The sequence below is a fragment of the Photobacterium makurazakiensis genome (genome assembly GCF_050336715.1).
Classification (GTDB): domain Bacteria; phylum Pseudomonadota; class Gammaproteobacteria; order Enterobacterales; family Vibrionaceae; genus Photobacterium; species Photobacterium makurazakiensis.
In genome coordinates this window covers 1-18,339 of sequence record NZ_JAKJSJ010000027.1, presented here as the reverse complement: position 1 = coordinate 18,339, position 18,339 = coordinate 1, and the positions used below count along the sequence as shown (strand labels likewise).

The 18,339-nt window shown below is 38.4% G+C and carries 26 protein-coding genes; 3 read left to right on the top strand and 23 right to left on the bottom strand.

Annotated elements, in window-relative coordinates:
* Both L4D09_RS13260 and L4D09_RS13255 read right to left on the bottom strand, forming a co-directional pair.
* Positions 1 to 720 carry a class I SAM-dependent methyltransferase gene (locus tag L4D09_RS13260; protein WP_428457986.1) on the bottom strand — a complete coding sequence of 240 codons (720 nt, stop codon included), beginning with the start codon at positions 718 to 720 and terminating at the stop codon, positions 1 to 3.
* A gap of 168 nt (positions 721 to 888) precedes the next feature.
* Positions 889 to 1,746: a GNAT family N-acetyltransferase gene (locus tag L4D09_RS13255; RefSeq protein WP_428457985.1), complete on the bottom strand. Its 858-nt coding sequence runs from the start codon at positions 1,744 to 1,746 to the stop codon at positions 889 to 891.
* A 211-nt stretch (positions 1,747 to 1,957) separates the two neighbouring features.
* Between L4D09_RS13255 and L4D09_RS13250 the strand changes: the two genes are divergently transcribed.
* Positions 1,958 to 2,263 (top strand): SH3 domain-containing protein, encoded by a 306-nt coding sequence (locus tag L4D09_RS13250; RefSeq protein ID WP_428457984.1) that lies wholly within the window; start codon positions 1,958 to 1,960, stop codon positions 2,261 to 2,263.
* A 47-nt stretch (positions 2,264 to 2,310) separates the two neighbouring features.
* Here L4D09_RS13250 and L4D09_RS13245 read toward each other — a convergent pair whose 3' ends face one another.
* Positions 2,311 to 2,775 carry a TetR/AcrR family transcriptional regulator gene (locus L4D09_RS13245; RefSeq protein WP_428457983.1) on the bottom strand — a complete coding sequence of 155 codons (465 nt, stop codon included), beginning with the start codon at positions 2,773 to 2,775 and terminating at the stop codon, positions 2,311 to 2,313.
* Positions 2,776 to 3,296: 521 nt separating this feature from the next.
* Between L4D09_RS13245 and L4D09_RS13240 the strand changes: the two genes are divergently transcribed.
* Together L4D09_RS13240 and L4D09_RS13235 are read left to right on the top strand one after the other, a co-directional pair.
* The gene (locus tag L4D09_RS13240; RefSeq protein ID WP_428457982.1) at positions 3,297 to 4,109 is read left to right on the top strand and encodes an EAL domain-containing protein; all 813 of its coding nucleotides are present in this window, start codon (positions 3,297 to 3,299) and stop codon (positions 4,107 to 4,109) included.
* Positions 4,110 to 4,118: 9 nt separating this feature from the next.
* Positions 4,119 to 4,538, top strand: a complete 420-nt coding sequence (locus L4D09_RS13235; RefSeq protein WP_428457981.1) for a hypothetical protein — start codon at positions 4,119 to 4,121, stop codon at positions 4,536 to 4,538.
* An 81-nt stretch (positions 4,539 to 4,619) separates the two neighbouring features.
* On the opposite strand, the gene L4D09_RS13230 is transcribed toward L4D09_RS13235, so the two are convergent.
* From L4D09_RS13230 to L4D09_RS13135, 20 genes are all read right to left on the bottom strand, one after another.
* Entirely contained in the window at positions 4,620 to 5,234 is a 615-nt protein-coding gene (locus L4D09_RS13230) for a hypothetical protein (RefSeq protein ID WP_428457980.1), read from the bottom strand.
* A 110-nt stretch (positions 5,235 to 5,344) separates the two neighbouring features.
* Positions 5,345 to 6,067 carry a hypothetical protein gene (locus tag L4D09_RS13225; RefSeq protein ID WP_428457979.1) on the bottom strand — a complete coding sequence of 241 codons (723 nt, stop codon included), beginning with the start codon at positions 6,065 to 6,067 and terminating at the stop codon, positions 5,345 to 5,347.
* A 51-nt stretch (positions 6,068 to 6,118) separates the two neighbouring features.
* Positions 6,119 to 6,655 (bottom strand): hypothetical protein, encoded by a 537-nt coding sequence (locus L4D09_RS13220; RefSeq protein WP_428457978.1) that lies wholly within the window; start codon positions 6,653 to 6,655, stop codon positions 6,119 to 6,121.
* Positions 6,656 to 6,692: 37 nt separating this feature from the next.
* Positions 6,693 to 7,145 carry a hypothetical protein gene (locus L4D09_RS13215; RefSeq protein ID WP_428457977.1) on the bottom strand — a complete coding sequence of 151 codons (453 nt, stop codon included), beginning with the start codon at positions 7,143 to 7,145 and terminating at the stop codon, positions 6,693 to 6,695.
* A gap of 2 nt (positions 7,146 to 7,147) precedes the next feature.
* Positions 7,148 to 7,612 carry a hypothetical protein gene (locus L4D09_RS13210; protein WP_428457976.1) on the bottom strand — a complete coding sequence of 155 codons (465 nt, stop codon included), beginning with the start codon at positions 7,610 to 7,612 and terminating at the stop codon, positions 7,148 to 7,150.
* On the bottom strand, positions 7,603 to 8,133 hold the full coding sequence (locus L4D09_RS13205) for a hypothetical protein (protein ID WP_428457975.1): 531 nt from the start codon (positions 8,131 to 8,133) through the stop codon (positions 7,603 to 7,605). The genes L4D09_RS13210 and L4D09_RS13205 overlap by 10 nt, the downstream gene beginning before the upstream one ends.
* Positions 8,084 to 8,521: a hypothetical protein gene (locus L4D09_RS13200; RefSeq protein WP_428457974.1), complete on the bottom strand. Its 438-nt coding sequence runs from the start codon at positions 8,519 to 8,521 to the stop codon at positions 8,084 to 8,086. The genes L4D09_RS13205 and L4D09_RS13200 overlap by 50 nt, the downstream gene beginning before the upstream one ends.
* The gene (locus L4D09_RS13195; protein ID WP_428457973.1) at positions 8,521 to 8,904 is read right to left on the bottom strand and encodes a hypothetical protein; all 384 of its coding nucleotides are present in this window, start codon (positions 8,902 to 8,904) and stop codon (positions 8,521 to 8,523) included. Before L4D09_RS13195 ends, L4D09_RS13200 begins: the two co-directional genes overlap by 1 nt.
* An 11-nt stretch (positions 8,905 to 8,915) precedes the next feature.
* Positions 8,916 to 9,308: a hypothetical protein gene (locus L4D09_RS13190; protein ID WP_428457972.1), complete on the bottom strand. Its 393-nt coding sequence runs from the start codon at positions 9,306 to 9,308 to the stop codon at positions 8,916 to 8,918.
* Positions 9,309 to 9,313: 5 nt separating this feature from the next.
* Entirely contained in the window at positions 9,314 to 9,880 is a 567-nt protein-coding gene (locus tag L4D09_RS13185; protein WP_428457971.1) for a hypothetical protein, read from the bottom strand.
* A complete protein-coding gene (locus L4D09_RS13180) occupies positions 9,877 to 10,758 on the bottom strand; it encodes a hypothetical protein (RefSeq protein WP_428457970.1) in 882 nt (293 codons plus the stop codon). The genes L4D09_RS13185 and L4D09_RS13180 overlap by 4 nt, the downstream gene beginning before the upstream one ends.
* Before the next feature lie 16 nt (positions 10,759 to 10,774).
* Positions 10,775 to 11,527 (bottom strand): hypothetical protein, encoded by a 753-nt coding sequence (locus L4D09_RS13175; protein ID WP_428457969.1) that lies wholly within the window; start codon positions 11,525 to 11,527, stop codon positions 10,775 to 10,777.
* A 15-nt stretch (positions 11,528 to 11,542) separates the two neighbouring features.
* Entirely contained in the window at positions 11,543 to 12,040 is a 498-nt protein-coding gene (locus tag L4D09_RS13170) for a hypothetical protein (RefSeq protein ID WP_428457968.1), read from the bottom strand.
* Between the two features lie 261 nt (positions 12,041 to 12,301).
* Positions 12,302 to 12,892 (bottom strand): GNAT family N-acetyltransferase, encoded by a 591-nt coding sequence (locus L4D09_RS13165; protein WP_428457967.1) that lies wholly within the window; start codon positions 12,890 to 12,892, stop codon positions 12,302 to 12,304.
* Between the two features lie 106 nt (positions 12,893 to 12,998).
* Positions 12,999 to 13,460: a MarR family winged helix-turn-helix transcriptional regulator gene (locus L4D09_RS13160; RefSeq protein ID WP_428457966.1), complete on the bottom strand. Its 462-nt coding sequence runs from the start codon at positions 13,458 to 13,460 to the stop codon at positions 12,999 to 13,001.
* A 215-nt stretch (positions 13,461 to 13,675) separates the two neighbouring features.
* Positions 13,676 to 14,710 carry a TRAP transporter substrate-binding protein gene (locus L4D09_RS13155; protein ID WP_428457965.1) on the bottom strand — a complete coding sequence of 345 codons (1,035 nt, stop codon included), beginning with the start codon at positions 14,708 to 14,710 and terminating at the stop codon, positions 13,676 to 13,678.
* Between the two features lie 100 nt (positions 14,711 to 14,810).
* Positions 14,811 to 15,287, bottom strand: a complete 477-nt coding sequence (locus L4D09_RS13150; RefSeq protein WP_428457964.1) for a MarR family winged helix-turn-helix transcriptional regulator — start codon at positions 15,285 to 15,287, stop codon at positions 14,811 to 14,813.
* A gap of 63 nt (positions 15,288 to 15,350) precedes the next feature.
* Entirely contained in the window at positions 15,351 to 16,652 is a 1,302-nt protein-coding gene (locus L4D09_RS13145) for a TRAP transporter large permease (RefSeq protein ID WP_428457963.1), read from the bottom strand.
* The gene (locus L4D09_RS13140; RefSeq protein ID WP_428457962.1) at positions 16,649 to 17,185 is read right to left on the bottom strand and encodes a TRAP transporter small permease; all 537 of its coding nucleotides are present in this window, start codon (positions 17,183 to 17,185) and stop codon (positions 16,649 to 16,651) included. Before L4D09_RS13140 ends, L4D09_RS13145 begins: the two co-directional genes overlap by 4 nt.
* A complete protein-coding gene (locus L4D09_RS13135; RefSeq protein ID WP_428457961.1) occupies positions 17,185 to 18,213 on the bottom strand; it encodes a TRAP transporter substrate-binding protein in 1,029 nt (342 codons plus the stop codon). The genes L4D09_RS13140 and L4D09_RS13135 overlap by 1 nt, the downstream gene beginning before the upstream one ends.
* Positions 18,214 to 18,339 lie beyond the last annotated feature (126 nt).

The window sequence follows — 18,339 nt, the reverse complement described above, 5'->3', positions numbered from 1 at the left end:
TCAATCGAGCTTTTGGCATTTAATAAAAATGAAATTTGGATTTTTGGATAAGTACTCATACTTTTCCGGTGAAATCTCTTTCACTTTTTCCAACACCTCACCTTCAGAGATTTGCGTAACGGCCAAGCCATTCTCTGTCAGCGCATTCATTATTTCAGTTAGCGAACGACGATAAAAACTCACCTCAACAGGTACACCAACAGTGTCCCACTTCTCGGTAACGCGCTCGCGTTCGAAGTAGTTGCCCGTTGTCGAGCATTCAAAATCGGCGAATGGGTGGTGGGTTGAAAACACAAATACCCCACCGGCTTTTAATACACGGTGAACATCGCTGAATAGTGGTGAGAGATCTTCAAGGTAATGGATCATCAACGGTGAAATAACGAGATCAGCACTCGCATCAACCTCTTGAGGCAAACCTTTTGATAAATCTTGCGCATACGCTGTAACTTTCTCAGTCACTCCAACTTTAGAAGCTTTGATATTGACCAGCTCAACCATTTCTGATGAATAATCAATACACGTTACCTTTTTTACACCATTCGCAAGAAGGTGTTGTGCATACACCCCAGATCCACAGCCAAGATCAACAACATCAAGATCAGTCAACACAGGTAACATTGCTTGTAAGGTAGGACGTTCTAGGTAAGCGTTGTAGATGTTGTCTTGAATAACATCATCATATTCATTAGCGAACGTTGAATACATCTCTGATTTCATAATACCTTCTTAATATATCTACCATTAAAAGAATGCCGCGGTACGGCGAGTCTTTTACAAGATCTATAGGCTTCCGACAAGCAAAAAGAATGACCGATATCATGTTACTAAAAATAAAGTTAAAGCCGCGTCGTTTTGATTAACTGAACGGCCATTACTGCCGATATATTAACCGAGTTCAAATGTTGTTACGCCAAATGTCCTTTCTACGGAAATATCAGGAACATTATCGGTATACATCCGTGCAGTGGTAAAAACCGGCTCTAACTGATACTTCTGTGCTAATGCAACAGCAGCGACATTCACCTCTGGGACATCTACATACACATTATCAGTGGTCTTGGTCTTAGCTTTTAAACTCAAAAAAATATCTTCAGCCACTAATGCATCATTGGCAAACAATGGGCCGATTTTATAGCCGCTACGGCATGGACGCATCACACCATAACCTACTAACTCACCATGCTGTCTAACCCCTAAAGCAATAGTGCCAGTTTGACTCAACCAAGACTTTAAAAACCCAGTTCGCTTAGTTGGGAAGAAGTCACTGTCATAATGCTCCACTTCTTCAAATGGCAAATCTGCAAGAGAAACAATATCACCATCTTTGATCTCGGGTGTTACTCCGCCACCGTTACCTTCATAACGAGTATTGCCGTAGGCTAAGTTAAAACCAGACTGTCGGTAGTTAGCCTGTTGATCGGCTACCCCATCCAGACCTATGTTGCATCCATCAAGGTAAGCAAGCCCAGCTTGCCATAATGCCAGCCCATACCCATTTCCTCGGTATTCGGGCTTAACAATATAAAAGCCGAGAAATCCGTAGGTTTCGTCATATTTTACGACCGAAATAGAGGCAATAGGTTCATCACCTAAGTAACCCATTAAAAAACCATTTGGGTCGGCTGCATAAAACGATTCAATGTCATACAGCCCTGGATTCCACCCTTCTTTTGCAGCCCAGTTAATGGCAAGCATTAAGTCATCTTTAGACATAATTTGAATGCGATAGTGATGGTCAGACATAGTCTCAGCTCCTTGATATTTTTACATTAAGGGTAGCTGAGTCTTAGTAAACAGTCGCGAATGAAAGAGATTTGAGCTAGCTCATTGCACTTTAGTTTTATCGTCGTGCATACCAAATAAAATTGGCACATACACAACCAGTGGCATAATATTAAGGTAAGTGATGTATATCACGTTAAATGAAAATAAAAATGTAAGATAAGGAGCGGACATGAGACATATACTACCTTCAGCCTTATTGATTACTATGGCATTGCTTTCAAAACCACTTTTCGCAGAAAATTCAACAACACTGAGTTTTTCGACGAAAATAATACATAAGTATGAATTATATCAATCAAACGTAGATATGCTGAATATACGTGATGACTCAACTACTAACTCAGAGGTCATTGGACAGTTTAACAAAGGAGATAAAGTTAAAGTCATGTTCGTGGAAGGAAATACTGGGTTCAGCCGAATAACATTCGAGGGAAAACCAAATTTTGTCGCAACTAAGTATTTATCAAAAATTTGATCGACTGAACGTCTCAAGCCTATTAGCGATTTGAGACGTTCATAAATTTATGAATAGTTATCAATCGAATGGAATAAAACAAACTTTCCAAGCAGGCAGTATATAAGTTCAGATTCTAATGATAAATCAGCCGTTCTTCCTTCAAATAAAGAAACAAAGTTTTTCATTCCTTCACGGCTCTCTTCACGAAATTGAGCAACCAAGATTGCATTCATGTAGTTAATGAATTTTTCATCTGACTTCATGGCAATAATCCAAGACTCCCAGATTGTTTCTTCATTTGTAAAATCAATCACGTCATCAATAACTATTGGAATCTGAGTACATACTAATTTAAATAAATCCTTCCTATAGGGAAACAAACGAGTTATTCCAGAGCGTGAAATCCCAGTAGATTGTGATAAATTTGTAAAGCTAACTTGTTCCCACCCTTTTTTCTCGACCATTTCCAATGTTGAATCAATAATACGCTGAGCTGTTTTTTCTGATTTTTTAGTAGCGACAATAATCATGAAGCTAATTCCTAAAAGCTGTATAAATAAAAGCATCTTTATAATTGTGAATCCATAATACGCACTAGTAGGAATATCGTCTACTAAATATGGCACGGCATACGAAAAAAAATGCACGTGATATCAAAAACCAAATATTGATCACACAAATACTACTTTGTGATTACTCCCCTTCGATGAATATCACATTTTACAGCATAAATGACCTATTTTTAGGTATGGCATACGCAATTTTAGATAAGAATTCTCGCTAGAATCACCTCCCCCACAAAGAGGAAAATTCAATATCTATTCTGAAATTTGTCGAAAAAATAGTAGCAACCATATGAAGCACTAAAGTTCGTACATTTATAACGCCACATAAACAGTAAACATTTATCTTAATTCAGAGTCAAAACATAACCTTCACTTTTAAACCTAGGTTACATTTATAATTAAAACATGATGTACTTTTTTTGTTTACGCTATAATTACATAATCAGAATGATATACTATTTAAAAGTCACATATTATATAACGATATGAATAATAAAAGTCAGCAGCTCATTCAACTACAGCAAGCAATGAAAGAAAATGAATACGTTCATACTGGAGCCTATAATACAAGTTTACCTGAAAGCGTTACCATAGATCCAAACTTACAACCTATTTTTGACTACAATATGCGAGTTGTAGGTGCTGAGTTATTATCGCGTGTTGTAGATGGTAGTGACAATAACATTTCTGAACATTTTTATAATACAGGCTCTTGTGTTTCACGACTATCAGCTACGAAAGCCAGTATTAATTATCTTACAAAGCATTATTCATCGTTACCCAACTTTATCAAGGGTAGTCCTATTAACATCAATATTGATGCAGATGCTTTAGGAAACACATCATGGATTGAGGAAATCATTAGCTGCTGCAAATCACAACCTTTTAATATCCGTATAGAAATAACCGAGCGCTACCCTATTCTTCAAACACCTAGTTATTTAAGAAATTTAAAGTTAATTCACCAAGCAGGCATTGCCTTGATACTTGATGACTTTGGTTCGGGCCACTTTAATTTCGATCTCTTAACATTGGGGCTATTCACAGAAGTTAAATTTTCGAATCGTTTTGTTCGTATAGCAATGAAACGAGACCGCCAGTTACGTCTACTCAAAGAGCTAAATTACTACTTTAGCCTCCACGGTATGCAAACAACAATTGAAGGAATAGAAAATATCACCGAATTCGATAGAGCAGTCGAGACGGGGTGTAACAAGCTACAAGGCTATTTCATGTGCGAACCATTTAAAATTTATGATACTGCGCAGAATATGGAACTAGAGTATGACTATATATAGGGGAAGATGATGAACTTATCTCGATTGTTAGTAGTGATCGCTCCTTTTATCACTGCACCAACAGTAATCGCATCAGCACAATCTTTATCTGAACAGCAAGCAACACGTCCAACAGAAGCATACAATGTTGAAGTGAAAGCCTTTGATCGCGGTAAATTTTTATTAAAAGATGGATCGATTTTTGAGTTAAGAAAGCACGACTATGTAAACCGTATAGGCTATAGAGAGAAAGGCTTATTGTTTGTCGGTAAAGGTAACGAGTGGTTCCTGTGTTTAGACAACGGCCACTACCAAGTTCGTCCTATTCGCCAGTTCAAGCACCATCACAGCCGCGAAATCATTGTCGGTAAAAGCTATTCTGAACTAGAGCAATACCCCATATGCCAAACAAAAAAGTCCCTTCAGGATCAAAAGCGCAATACAGAATAGCCAAAAACCCAGAGGGTTACCTCTGGGTTTATGATCATTGTATTCACTTTATTTCCAAATCAGTTTGAAGACAGGCAATCACTAACTTTTGATTAAGCGCAGCACAGATTGGTCTTTCAATTTAATAAAACCAAATACTGCCTCTTTGAACCCTCTATCTCGTGCATACTGTTGTAAAAAACCTGGAGACTCGTTGACATCGTATACGGCTGAATAGTCGAAAAATTTGAAGCCTACTGTCGTTTTAAGTACAACAAGCATATGCCCTTTTCTGGTATCACCAATTGTAAAACGGTGTGCAAGTAAGCCTAATTCGCCAACATTCATACTTACCATCGAAGGCTGCTCATCATTATAAAAGGTATTGCCATCCATTCTGCGCGATAAATTGACTCTTATAGGAAAATAATCACTGTATTTATCAAAAGTACCCACCGGTATTACGTAACCATTTACCTCAACATCAAAGTCTTTATTCAAACTGGCAATAGTAAGCTCCGTAGGCCGCCCTCCCTCTTCTACATAACCAGAAATAGTATTCATGACATCTGTGCTATAAAAACCACTATCAATATAGCGTAGCGTCGCTTCAGCAAAAAAACTGCAGAATGTTGCTTCGTAATCAGGGTAGTTTTCCGAAAAATGATTGACGATTGGATCACGATATAAGTCAGTGATTACATTAAAGTTAATCATTCTCTCTGTGTCAGCACGAACTATATGCGGGTAAATGAACAGGAAGATAAATATTGAAACAACTAAAACTCTAAGCGTTTGAATTATATGCAAAATAATCATAAACCTAGTTATATATTAAAACCAGAAATAACCCGGTACTCAATTGAATCTTTGTTGAAATCGATGATCTCCAGCTCCGCGCCTTGAAACACCACTCTTTTAGACATCGTCATGTCATTTTTGAAACTAATCCCATTTAAAAAATAATCGACTTGCTTATCTGTTGTCGAATACTGGAATACCACCCAAGAGCCACCTTCAATACCTTGATAGGTGATTCTATTTTTAGCGTTTGAGTCGAGTACTGTTGTCGCCTCAAGCTTCTTGGCCTTCACGGTATCAACATAAGTTTTAAAGCCAACCGTTGCAGCAAGTTGCCCACTGCTCTTGTTCACTTTCAGTTGACCATCCACCGGAGAGACTAAATCAGTTAACCCAACGCCATTCGAGCCTGAGATGTAATACCAGTCATCATCTTGATCAGTGACTTCATATTTACCTTTTTCGGCGTATACGCCGTTAAACCCAAAAGTAACTAAGTCATATATTTCAAACCGTTCATGAATTTTTACTGATCCATCATTAAGTACGTCATTACCAACACGGACAATATTTGTTGTTCCGACTGGTGGTACGCTTTGTACCGGTGAATGAAATAGGTCGATAATAGAACTGTCAGTTTTTTTCTCTAACTGAACTTGAGGTTTATTTAGTTCAGGGAAATCTTGATAGTTTGGTGCGTAAGGATCTGCGCAGCCAGCTAACAATATAATTGGAAAATATTTGTACATTACACAATCCAAAAGAGGAGGCATAATGCCTCCTTTCATCCTAACCAATGATTAGATACATTCAACGACAATTTGTGCTGCCGCTGTTGCATCACCACTCGCTAATTCAGTTGTTTCTTTATCTGTTACAGCAATAAGAGCATAAACTTTTTGACCAGCATCAACATCCGTCAATGCGTATTCATCACCACCTGATGTATCACTATTTACATTAACTGTAGTAAAACCACTTACAGTACCTGGTGCACTGGCTCCTTGTGCCAATCTTACTTCAGCAGTTGCCCCTGCACCATTAAGTGTACCTGTCTGAGAAAGGTTGGTTATGAAAAGGTTCGCGGTAGTACCACCGCCATTGGTTTTAACTGTAATTTCAGCAGGCGCATAGCCACTGGTCGTAAGATCAGACATGTTATCTGACATATCTGTAAAGTGTACGAAACCATCGCTTGCAGTGCCGGCATCAATACCACATGTTGACGTTACAGAAGTCGAAAAGTCTAAATTAAAGCCTGCATCCACAGCCGCATTTGCTGTTGTGCTCATACCTAATACAGAACCAAGAATTGTTGCCATAACTGCTTTTTTCATAGTACTTTCTCTCATTAATTTAGTAATTGCTGTTTAGTTATTTACAGAACGACTGAAGCGTTACTGTTACTTTTGGTGTCCCTGCAGGAAGGTCACCTTTATTCATTGCCAAGCGAAGTGAAATGTCCACATTCTCAGCAACAGTGAAATCAATTCCATCAGTATTTAATAGTTGAGTTAATGTATATTCAGTTCCACCAATATTAAAAAAGTGGATATCAAAATCGGGGGTAGTTGCCCCAAAACCGCTCCATGTCGGGTCTATTATTTTCAATGCAAACGTAGCCGTTGGATCATTAGTAATAAGGCTTATATTTGCAGGTGCTTCATTTGACGTTTCACCATCGAAGCTAATTCCACTTGTAGCAGTATTCAACTGCATACCACATAAAGCAGGTACCGTTCGTTCTTGGTACACACGTGGCGACCCAGACTCAGCAGAAAGTACATTTAAAGAAACAAGCAACATCAAATAAAATAGCTTATTCATAACTAGCACCTAAGCTGAATAACAAAGGTTATTTTTTTGTGTCCAGGAGACTCCTGCCAAATATTTTTTGTTTTTAGCGTTGCTCTGAAATGATAATTTTTATTAACTTTTACCGTAACCCCAGAATTCATATACGTAGAAACAGAGTAATTCAATGGTCCTAATGTAATTTTAATATCCGTACTAGCAACGGTGTTGTCATCAAAGCCTGACAGATCATAACTTTTAATTTTTAAATTCTCAGACGGGCCTGGCCCCATAAATCGCAATTCTGCATAGGGTGATGTAGGCCAACTTTCATCATTAAATTTAAATGGCCCAGAAGCATTAGTTACCCCTATACCGCAAACAGACGACGGGTCAATAGTCTCAGATTTAATAGACAATTGCGTTGAAGATTCTACTTCTGAATAACTGCTCTGAGAATAAAATAAAAAGACTATGATAATAAGTTTTTTCAACTGCATACCATCACCCAATCCAAAACTAACTCGCCTTCAGGAAATGAGCTTGGGATAGAGTCCGACTCAAAATATAAGTCATACTCACCAGAATCAAAGCTCATCTCGGTACCCACCATGGTATCTACTGATATAGTTATTTCAGTACTATCAGCAACAGTTACAATCCTTGCACTAATATCGCCATTTTCTAAGCTAGCAATTGGTCCGCCTTTTCGTGCAATCGATGAAGATAACTTCACTGACATTCCTTCAGGTGCCACAGCAATTACGGTTAATGGCGTTGCATCAACATAACCTAGCCAACCGAACTTCGGTGGAGACGATTCAAATTTGAAACCACATTCTGGCGCTTTTTCTTCAAATGTCCTTGTCCATATAACAGATTTACTGTCTATATCATTAGTAGCTGCACTAGCCGGATAGCTAAATGTAAATGTAATAATTACACTAAATATATAAATATACTGGTTGAGTTTATTTACATGTAACAGATAGCTCAACTGTTGTTGATATTGTTTTACCATATAAATCATCCCTTGGATGTTCCGCATTAAGCATTAAGCTAAAGTTACCTTTTGATATATCTTCTGCTGGTTCAGATATCCATTGAGAGATAGTCTTTTTTGTACCTGCAATATCTAAGAACACCTTTTCATCTGCTGGGGCGAAATTACTATGACTGATATTGGAAACACTAATAGTTGCATCATAATTAATACTTGCTGAAATCGCTTTTTCCTCGAAGTCATCAGTATCACTATCAACTTTATAAGTGCCATCACCGTCATTGATGGTTAAACTACATGCCGTATTATCTTCAGTAAATTTAAACGTTATTTGCGCATCTGTTAATGGTCGAGCAAAACTAGAAATCGGAATAATGAATAACACTAACCCGAGGCATCGTACCATTACTCCCCCCAATCAACTTCGATTTGAGATTTTTTAGAAGCTTCTATTTGTGCTTTTAAGCGCATCAGCTCCATTTCGTATAAACGAGTACAATCCACACGTTTTTTCGCACCAAATAGGGGTACGGTAACCTTCACTCCCATATTCAGCCCTGAGTTTCCAGTTGAGTTTGCATTATCTCCCTGCTCCCAACCAGTACTTTGGTCATAATCAGTAGAGCCCGAATTGTAGTCGGTGTAAACTTCCACTGTTGAGTCTGAATCTAATGAACTTTCACAGGTGAAACCATCTGGTGTTGTTACTCGGTCATAACCTGCTGCCCAGGTATTCGCAGAAATAACGGATAATCCAAGTAATACAATATTGAGCTCTTTTCTGATCATGCTAACCACTACTAACTCACTTCTTTATTCCAATAGACTTTAGCGACTGTGCATACTTTTGTTCTGAACATCCCAACATTTGCACCTTCAGATGTCGAACAAATTGTTTTTTTCTCTACAACGTTTGGTTTCGTTGCTTTCAATACCAACGGAATTTTTTTGGTTCTATTAGCTGGTACTTTCAATAATCGATATTGACCAAACTGATCTAATAATTTTTTACCGTTAATTTCTATGCTGTATTCTTCAGCGTTATCGGATAGGTTACCGACTGTTAAATAGAGCTTTGCTTTTCCCGAGTCAGTGAGTAAGTTTTTATTAACAGGACCTTGTGTATGTGCTAAAGAACTGTAAGAGCTAGATAGACAAGATACATAAAGCATTAGTATCACAATTTTTTTCATATCAATTACCAGCATAGTATTTGCAAATCCAAAGATACTTCATATGTATTCCCAAGCATTCGTTTATAATATGAAGTATCATTAAAAAATAATGTCAGAGTGTCAGCGACATTAATCCCTGATGGACTTCCCGCGTAAGTTTTAATTTCAGTAAATGATGAAGTTCCATCGTATGTATTGTAAAAGTCATTAACGAGCAATTGCTCCCCACTACCAGCCTTCAATACCACATTACCTTTTTGAATCATCGCACTTACGTGTCTTTCCTTTGGCTCAGTGATTTTGTTCATCTTTACGCTAAGATCGATATTTCCACTTGAGTTCGATTCGATATTCAACCCAATGGCCTCGACTTTTCTTGATATACCAGGCCAATAGAATCCGGCATTATCCCCATCAATACCCAAACTACAAACGGCAGCTGCAAACCCTGATGTATCATAACCTTCAGTATGTTCACCATAGATAGTAATCTCTTCAGAGCCTAGCAAGTCACCTTCGCTATACCCATAACCAGCATTCGCTACGCTTGAAGTAAAAAAGATCAAAAGGCTTATAGCTGTTGTTTTCACGAACGATATTCCTTGAATTTACATTCAACTGTCATTTGAACGCCATATCTACCATTCTGAATATCAGCAGCCTCTGTATCAGGAAATAACTTAACGCCGATACGTGATTTAACTGTATTAACTTCACGTCGCTCGATTGATAACGTATTCTTCCACGGCTTCGTTGGCATAAAAGGTGTTTGAATGTAGCCAATAAGATCATCACTTGCATTTGCTACGTTATTAGGACTATCAACTACCCTTGCATCGGTAATTTCGATGGTTGACACAATGTCTGATCCATTATCCAAGTAAATATCTAGCTGTGTATCCATATTCACACGCTTAGATTTACCAAAGGTGAGTGTTCCTTCTTTAATATTTTCAATATGGCATACTGATGATTTTCCAGTATAGACATCTACTTCTGGTTTATAATCAACCTCACCGACTTTAATTCCATTAACCCAATAAGAAACTAAATTTCTAGGTATGTTTTTTGTTTTAACCTTCTTATTTACATAAATTGATTTCAGCTCTATTGAACTTTTATCCTGATAGCTAAACTTATAGTCATTATCACCTTCGACTTTAACTACTCTTTTATCAGGTGTTAATACAGCCAAGAATCCGTTTTGATCCTGGTCTTTAAACTCAATAAGGATCTCATTTCCACTCGATGAAGCGTAAAACACACTCATCGACCTTTGCTCTTCATAGTTATTATTAAAAAGTGCATTTTCAATTAAAAGTGGTTTATTATCGAAACAATAATCAATGCTAATAAATTTATTACTTTCCAAATCTGGAACATCAACACTATCGCATTGCTTTGCGTTCACTAATTGACTCATTACCATGCTATAAATGCAAATTAGGAGAGTAATTTTATTTTTCATAACCTATCTCATAAAATCATGGTTTATTAGACAACATGCATTGTATTTCAACACTTTCATTACTGTTCATACTAATATTCAATAGTATGCTGCTTATCGTTTTATTCGACAGCTTAATCATTTTATTTTTACTACCGGCCCCATCAGCTTGGTAAAAAATAGGCTGGATTTTATCCTTACCATTAAGTTCTATGTGTAGATATTGGTTTTTACCATTATCTACATACAGCTTTACCTGATAGTAGTTTACTAATTTTTCTATCTTCAATATTTGACAAACTGTCGATGTACCACGGTATAAGTCAATCGATGAGCGATAATTAACATCGCTTATTTTTACACCGTTAATCCAATACTCAACTTCGTTTATCGGTAATACGCCAAATTTATTATCCGTATGTACATATACTGTTTTAAAATAAGATAGCTTATTGACAGTTTCGTTATATTTAAAATTTCTATAGCTGTCTAACTTAACTATCTTATTACTATTTTCAATTATCAAGTAGCCTTTCTTACTCTTATCAATGAATGTGAAGTTTATTGTTTCATTTTCACCATATGGATCGACGCGAATAACATTAACAATATCGGAATTGTCATAATGTTCTTCTTCTACCATCAATGGTATTTTACCGAAACATACATTAACAATGATATTCTCAGTTTGAACTTCATTATTAATTAATTTTGGTATCGAGTAATCTTGACACTTTGCTTCTAATTTAAAACTGAAAGCCAATATAATAATTAAAGCAAGCTTACCCATTCACAATAACTGCTATTATAACCTAAACATTATACCTATAGAGACATAGGATCCACCATGTATCGCACTCGTATTGTCATACCCAATATGACTATATAAAGATAACTTTTTTGCTTGAAGCTCACTACCTATATATGTTTTTATATATGATGAAATCCTACCATTATCTCCAGCTCTTCCCTCAATAAAATTAAAACCTAATGATGTTCCCAAGTATGGCTTAATAACATACTCATTGAGAGAAAAAGTTGAACCTATACGAGTTTCTAGTCCCATAATTTTTCGAGATGAAACATTCTCATTACTCGTGTTATTTTCACCTAATTCTAGGCCACTTCTTACAAAATATGATSAATGTTTTATTATCTCTTCACCGTAACTCAATACCATGTTCAAGTCTTTATTATTTACTTCAAGTTTTGAATCAATGTATCTTGAGTAAGTATCAGCATTACAACTGGATATAAATAAAATTTGAAACAACACAATATTTAATATTTGTTTTACTTTCATCTCTCATTTATTCAGCCCTGTTAACTTTTGAGAACATATTAGTCGTATGACATCATTACGCATCAATTTAGAGGCGAAAATGTGATCCCAATCATGATGAATGCAGTTCTTTTATTTACGTATATCCAACTTAATTTTAGACATGCATTCTTTATTTACCAAATACATAAAAGCCAGTACAACCGTGAAGTCATACTGGCTACATTTTGACTAGTTTATCTACATAAAATTAAGATTTACAAAGAAGTTACTATTTTTAACCTATTCCGAAAATAGCTTTAAGTAAGAATCTAAACATAAACCATAAAATAATCGGTCATCAAAACCACCATCATATTTGTAGTAGTTTTTCAAACGTCCTTCCTGCTCAAAACCGCACTTTTCCAGTGTTTTATACGAGCCTACGTTACTTGCATAGCAGTCAGCCGTTACCTTATGGGCATTCAGCATACTAAAAGCAAGTTGTGTCAGCGCCTTGCATATAGCTGTTGCAATGCCTTTACCCCAAGCGTGCTCGGGCAATTGGTAACCAACTTCAAAGTTGCCTTCTAATAACATCACTTGGGTTAATCCACCCATCCCCATATATCGGCCATTCTTGTCACTGATGATCACCGTCGGGTGTTCTGGCCAGCGTTCTTCAGCGATAGCTGATTGCGTGTCTTCAATGATTGGCTCAAAAAATGCCCGATATAGCTCCTCTGGAGCGGGAGCAAAAAACAAAAACTCTGTTACTTTTGGGTTCTCAAGCATCGCCAGAATGTCAGCCAAGTCATCGGGGGTGATCAGCTTAATTGAATATTCTGATGTTAAGGCAAGGCTTTTGCCTTCTAATAGTTCATCGAAAAGCATGTTTTTCTCTTTAAGCGCTAATTCATTGCCGTTATTGTAAATCACTAAATGTATTGGGTATTGAAAAAAAACGACAATATGAAGGGGAGATAGGTTTAACCACAGACTAGTCTTTCGCTTGTTGCATAGACTCTAATCGTTTTAAAAGTCTACTGAGGCTCATATCTAAATTTTTATATTCCGTAGCGGACAACGTATTAAGTAACTCTGTTTCCCATTTCACGGCGCATGAAATCAAGCGATTCAGTAACAACTCGCCTTCTGACGTTAACTTTATTTCAATACTTCGATGGTCGTGATCGGCAACTTCTTTTACGATAAGCTGCTTATCCTCAATCTTATTCAAACCTCGTGATACTTTCACTTTATCCATGTAGGTAATCTCAACCAGCTCCTTAGCAAGCACTGGTTGATGCTCGCCGATTGCCGCGATTAACCGCCACTCGGTACGGGTTATCCCAAACTCTGCGGTATACACGTCAGAGAACCCACGACTAATAAGATCCGCTGTTTTGACTAATTTATAGGGAAAGAATTCCTGTAACTCAAAAGTGGATTGATTTTTCATCCTTATTACTCTCCCTAAGCGCTCGATATAACTAGCTAATATAGCGAATTTTCCCTCGCATTACAGCTAGAAACATCACTAATAATCTTTGTTTTCGCCTGCTTGAACATCTATGAGAATAAGGTATAAATGAAAATATAAGCCACCATAACCATACTTTTCACGAGAAAGAGAAAGCAGAGCTATAGTGGCTGTATTTATCGATATGTCAGAAATTACTGCTTCGCTAACTCTTTGTTTAATTCTTTAAGGTAATAGTCATAAGCAGCTTTACCATCAACGTTACGTTTCTGTGCTGTTTTGTACCAATTTTCCTTTAGGCCAACGGTTAATGCTTTAACTTGCTCAACCATTTCTTCTGGCGCCTGCGAGAATTCATTGCCTGATTCAAGCGCAGCTTCAACACCTGCGGCATCAGCATCATCCATCATTTTGCCAAATAGCCGAGACAGCTTTTCGCCTGAAACAGCCATAATTGCCGCTCTATCTTCAGGTGAAACTCCTCTCAACGTGTCTTTATTCATTACGATCCCAAAGCTGCCACGATATAGCCCACCGGGCATTGCCATTGTGTAAGGAGCAACTTCATGAAGGCGGAAGCTTTTCAACACTTCAAGTGTTAAGAAAGTACCATCAACCACGCCTTGGGCAAGTGATTCATACACTTTCGTAGGCGGCATAGAAATAGGAGAAACATTAAGGTCTTTTGCTATCGCTCCTCCAACTCCCCCACCGATACGGTATTTCTTCCCTTTCAAGTCATCAGCACTTGTCACTTTATCACGAGAAATAATTTGCCCTGGTCCATGTACACCAACAGCAAGGACATCGACACCACGGTGTTCTTTACCTTTCCTCAAGTAATTATCGTATGTGCGCCAGTAAGCAACAGAGACTAACTCAGAGCTACTGTCTTCAATAAACAGCGGAATTTCTGGTAGCTGTGTTAGCTTAAAACGACCTGGCTTTAACCCGTGGAAGAACCAGCTCACATCTGCGATACCATCTGTAACAATATCCACTTGTGACTGTGGAGGGCCTAAATCATAATTGACATTGATTGTTACTCGACCTTCCGTAGCTTCTTCAACCCACTGTCCCCATGTTGGCCAGACATCAGTATTAATGCCGTGGTTGGGTGAACCCCAAGTACTAATTTGAATGACTTTTTCGGGAGCAGCTACCGCACTCCATGAAGAGAGTAATAATGAGGTGGCTCCAACTAATAAAGCTGACTTTAACAATGACATATATTAATCCTTTAATTATATATTGCCGCTTAAAATGAAACAGCAATATAAATTTCAATCGCAATAAATAATGCAGACGACAAGGTCTTATTGATAGGAGTTACATTTCTTCATCTGAAAGTTCGAATTCTTTCATGTACTCTAAGCGCTGAGCTAGTCTATTTAATGTTAAATACATTTCTTTATATTCAGATGCTGACAGTACTTCAAAAAGTTCTGATTCCCACTTTACCGCTCGTGGGATCAATTCGTTATATAACGACTTTCCTTTTACCGATAGACTCACCTGTACACTGCGTAAGTCGTTCTCTGACACTTGCTTTTCAACCAGTGACTTCTCAACAAGCTTCTGTATTCCTCTTGATACTTTTACCTTATCCATTGAAGTATGTTCAACAAGTTCTTTTGCAAAAGCAGTTTCAAGTGATCCAATAGATGCAATCAATCTCCATTCAACGCGACTAATCCCATATTCTTTTATGTATATCTCTGAAAATCCGCGACTTACTAAGTCAGCAACACGAACTATTTTATATGGGAAGAATTCGTGTAAATCGAAATTATTATCTTGTTTCATACTTACCCCTACAGTCTGGCGTAATACAACACTGTATTACGCCAAGAACTTGTTATATTCCCATCAGCTATACATTAACTGTGGCAGAAACAATGCAACACCAGGAATCAATACAATGACGGCTAATCTCACCATATCAGCAACCCAAAAAGGTACCACACCTTTGAAAATCGTGGATGTTTTAATGTCCTTTATTACCCCAGACAATACAAATACATTCAGCCCTACAGGTGGTGTTATCAAACTTATCTCTGTGACAACCACAACAACAATACCAAACCAAATAGGATCAAAGCCCATCTGTACAACCACAGGGAAGAAGATCGGTACCGTCAGTAGCATCATCGACATACTTTCAAATACACAGCCCAGTAAGATATAGATCATCAAGATCACAGCCATCGCAAGGTACGGTGACATTTCTACCGCTTGGATCATCTCTATTAATGAATCAGGCAACCCAGCACGGTTAACAAAGTTTGATAAGATCAATGCTGAAATAACAACGGCAAACAATGAAGCCGAGGTTTTTGCGGTATCAAGTAAAATATCACGCAATACTTGATAGTTCAGTACCCCACGGAAAAATGCCAAAGCAAATGCACCACACGCACCAATGCCCGCTGCTTCTGTTGGGGTAAACGCACCGATATAAATCCCGCCCATAACCAGCACAAACAGTAAAATCGTTGATGATATGCCTTTTAATGCGATAAAGCGCTCTTTCCATCCCATCCGCTCTCCCGGAGGCGCAGAACTTGGATTACGGTAGACGACCCATTTTACCGCCATTAAATAGAGCACAATACCTAATACACCCGGTATAAAGCCCGCAGCAAACAACTCTCGGATACTGCTTTCTGTTAAAAGACCATAAATGACCAACATTACACTCGGCGGGATCAGAATACCAAGCGTACCACCAGCAGCAATAGAAGCCGATGCTAGTCCATCTGAATACCCATACTTACGCATTGGTGGCATCGCCACTTTCGCCATGGTGGCAGATGTCGCCAAACTAGAACCACAAATTGCTGAAAAACCACCACAAGCCAATATAGTCGACATCGACAACCCACCTTTGCGGTGGCCGACAAACGCATTACATGCTTGATACAGCTCTTTTGATAACCCTGCTTTCGTCACAAAGTTTCCCATCAAGATAAACAACGGGATAACCGATAAGCTGTAGTCTTGCCCTGTATCAATAATACGCCTAGCTGCCATCGACATGGCTGCCATCCAATTGTAATCAACTAAATACCAAAAACCGAAGAAGCCAACGACTCCCATTGCAAAAGCAAGTGGTAACCGTAAAAACACCATAACTAGCAGGCATGTGAACCCTATAATTGAAGCAATCATCCGTTATTTCCTTCAGTTATTTCCTTGTTAGCCACGCGTTGTACCGTGTCCCCACTCACCATTTTTCTTACGTACATCATGGCATTCGCTAGTGTCAACAAGCCGCCGACACCGCCAGTTACTGCAATTAAATAAGTGACATAACCCGTTGGAATTTCTAATATTTCAGAGACCTCCTCATATTCCAACGATCGACCAGCTAACTTCCAATTCATCATAGCAACTAAAATTAACGCTGCTGAGCACACTAAGTTAATCACAACTTGGCGTATATTGACCCAGCGCTTAGGGAAGTAGTTATCAAGCAGATCAACGCTAATATGTTCTTCGCTCCAAGAGACTAACGGGAACGCCATAAACACCATCACAGCTAACAAGACTTCAATTAATTCTGTGGCACCGTTAATGGGCATATCAAAAAAGTAACGACCAAACACATCAATAAACGTGATGATCATCATTAACATCAAGCTGAGGGCGGCAAGGGCTTCTAGCCCTCGCTTGATGCCCGTGGAAATACGAGCATTCATCATTACTCACCTAACACAATTAGTTGATCTTGATAGAAGTCATACGCAGCAGGGCCATCAACCTTGCGCTTCTTCGCCGTTTTATACCAATCTTTTTGTAAGTCTTGCCCTAGCACTTTCAGCTCAGCAACCATTGAGTCTGGTGCTTCACTAAATGTATTCCCTGCCGCTTTTGCAGCGGCGACTGCCGCGTTATCAGACTCATCCATCATTTTACCGAACAATCGCGACAATTTTTCGCCAGATACCGCCATGATAGCGTCACGATCTTCCTTTGAAACATCGCTCAAGGTATCTTTGTTCATCACAATCGCAAAGCTACCGCGATATAAGCCACCCGGTACCACCATGGTATAAGGCGCCACTTCGTTTAGGCGGAAGCTGCTCAGTGATTCTAGAGTTAAAAACGTGCCATCAACGACGCCTTGCGATAATGATTCATACACCTTAGTGGTCGGGATAGACACCGAGGTTACTTTCATTTCTTTAGCCAGCGCACCAATCACGCCACCACCGATTCGGATTTTCTGTCCACGCAAATCATCTAATGATTTTACTTCTTCGCGGGTAATGATTTGACCAGGTCCATGTACTGCGACAGCCATTACATCTAAACCGCGATGTTCTCGGCCTTTTTTAAGAAATTTTTCGTAAGTACGCCAATAAGCAACAGAGGATATTTCAGAGCTTGCACCTTCAGTAAATGTTGGAATTTCAGGCATCTGAGTTAATTTAAATCGCCCAGGCTTATGACCATGGAAGATCCAGCTGACTTCACCAATACCATCAGTAACCAAATCAACCTGAGACTGTGGAGGCCCTAGATCATACTCAATTTTCACCACAACACGGCCATCGGTAGCTTCTTCAATCCACTCACCCCACGTTGGCCAAATAACTTTGTTCACACCATGATTTGGCGATCCCCAAGTACTAATTCGAATGACTTTTTCTGGTGCGGCAAAAACATTCCATGACGCGGACAGCATAGCAGTAGCACCCAGTAGTAGCGCCGTTTTTGAAACTGACATACATCCTTCCTTTTGGTTTCACTTGTAACGATATGTTACCAGGGTAATTGTTATTGATTTACTTGCTTTTTAACCATCTATTAACAATAAAACATGCTAATTAAGAAGTATCAATGGGTATTTTAT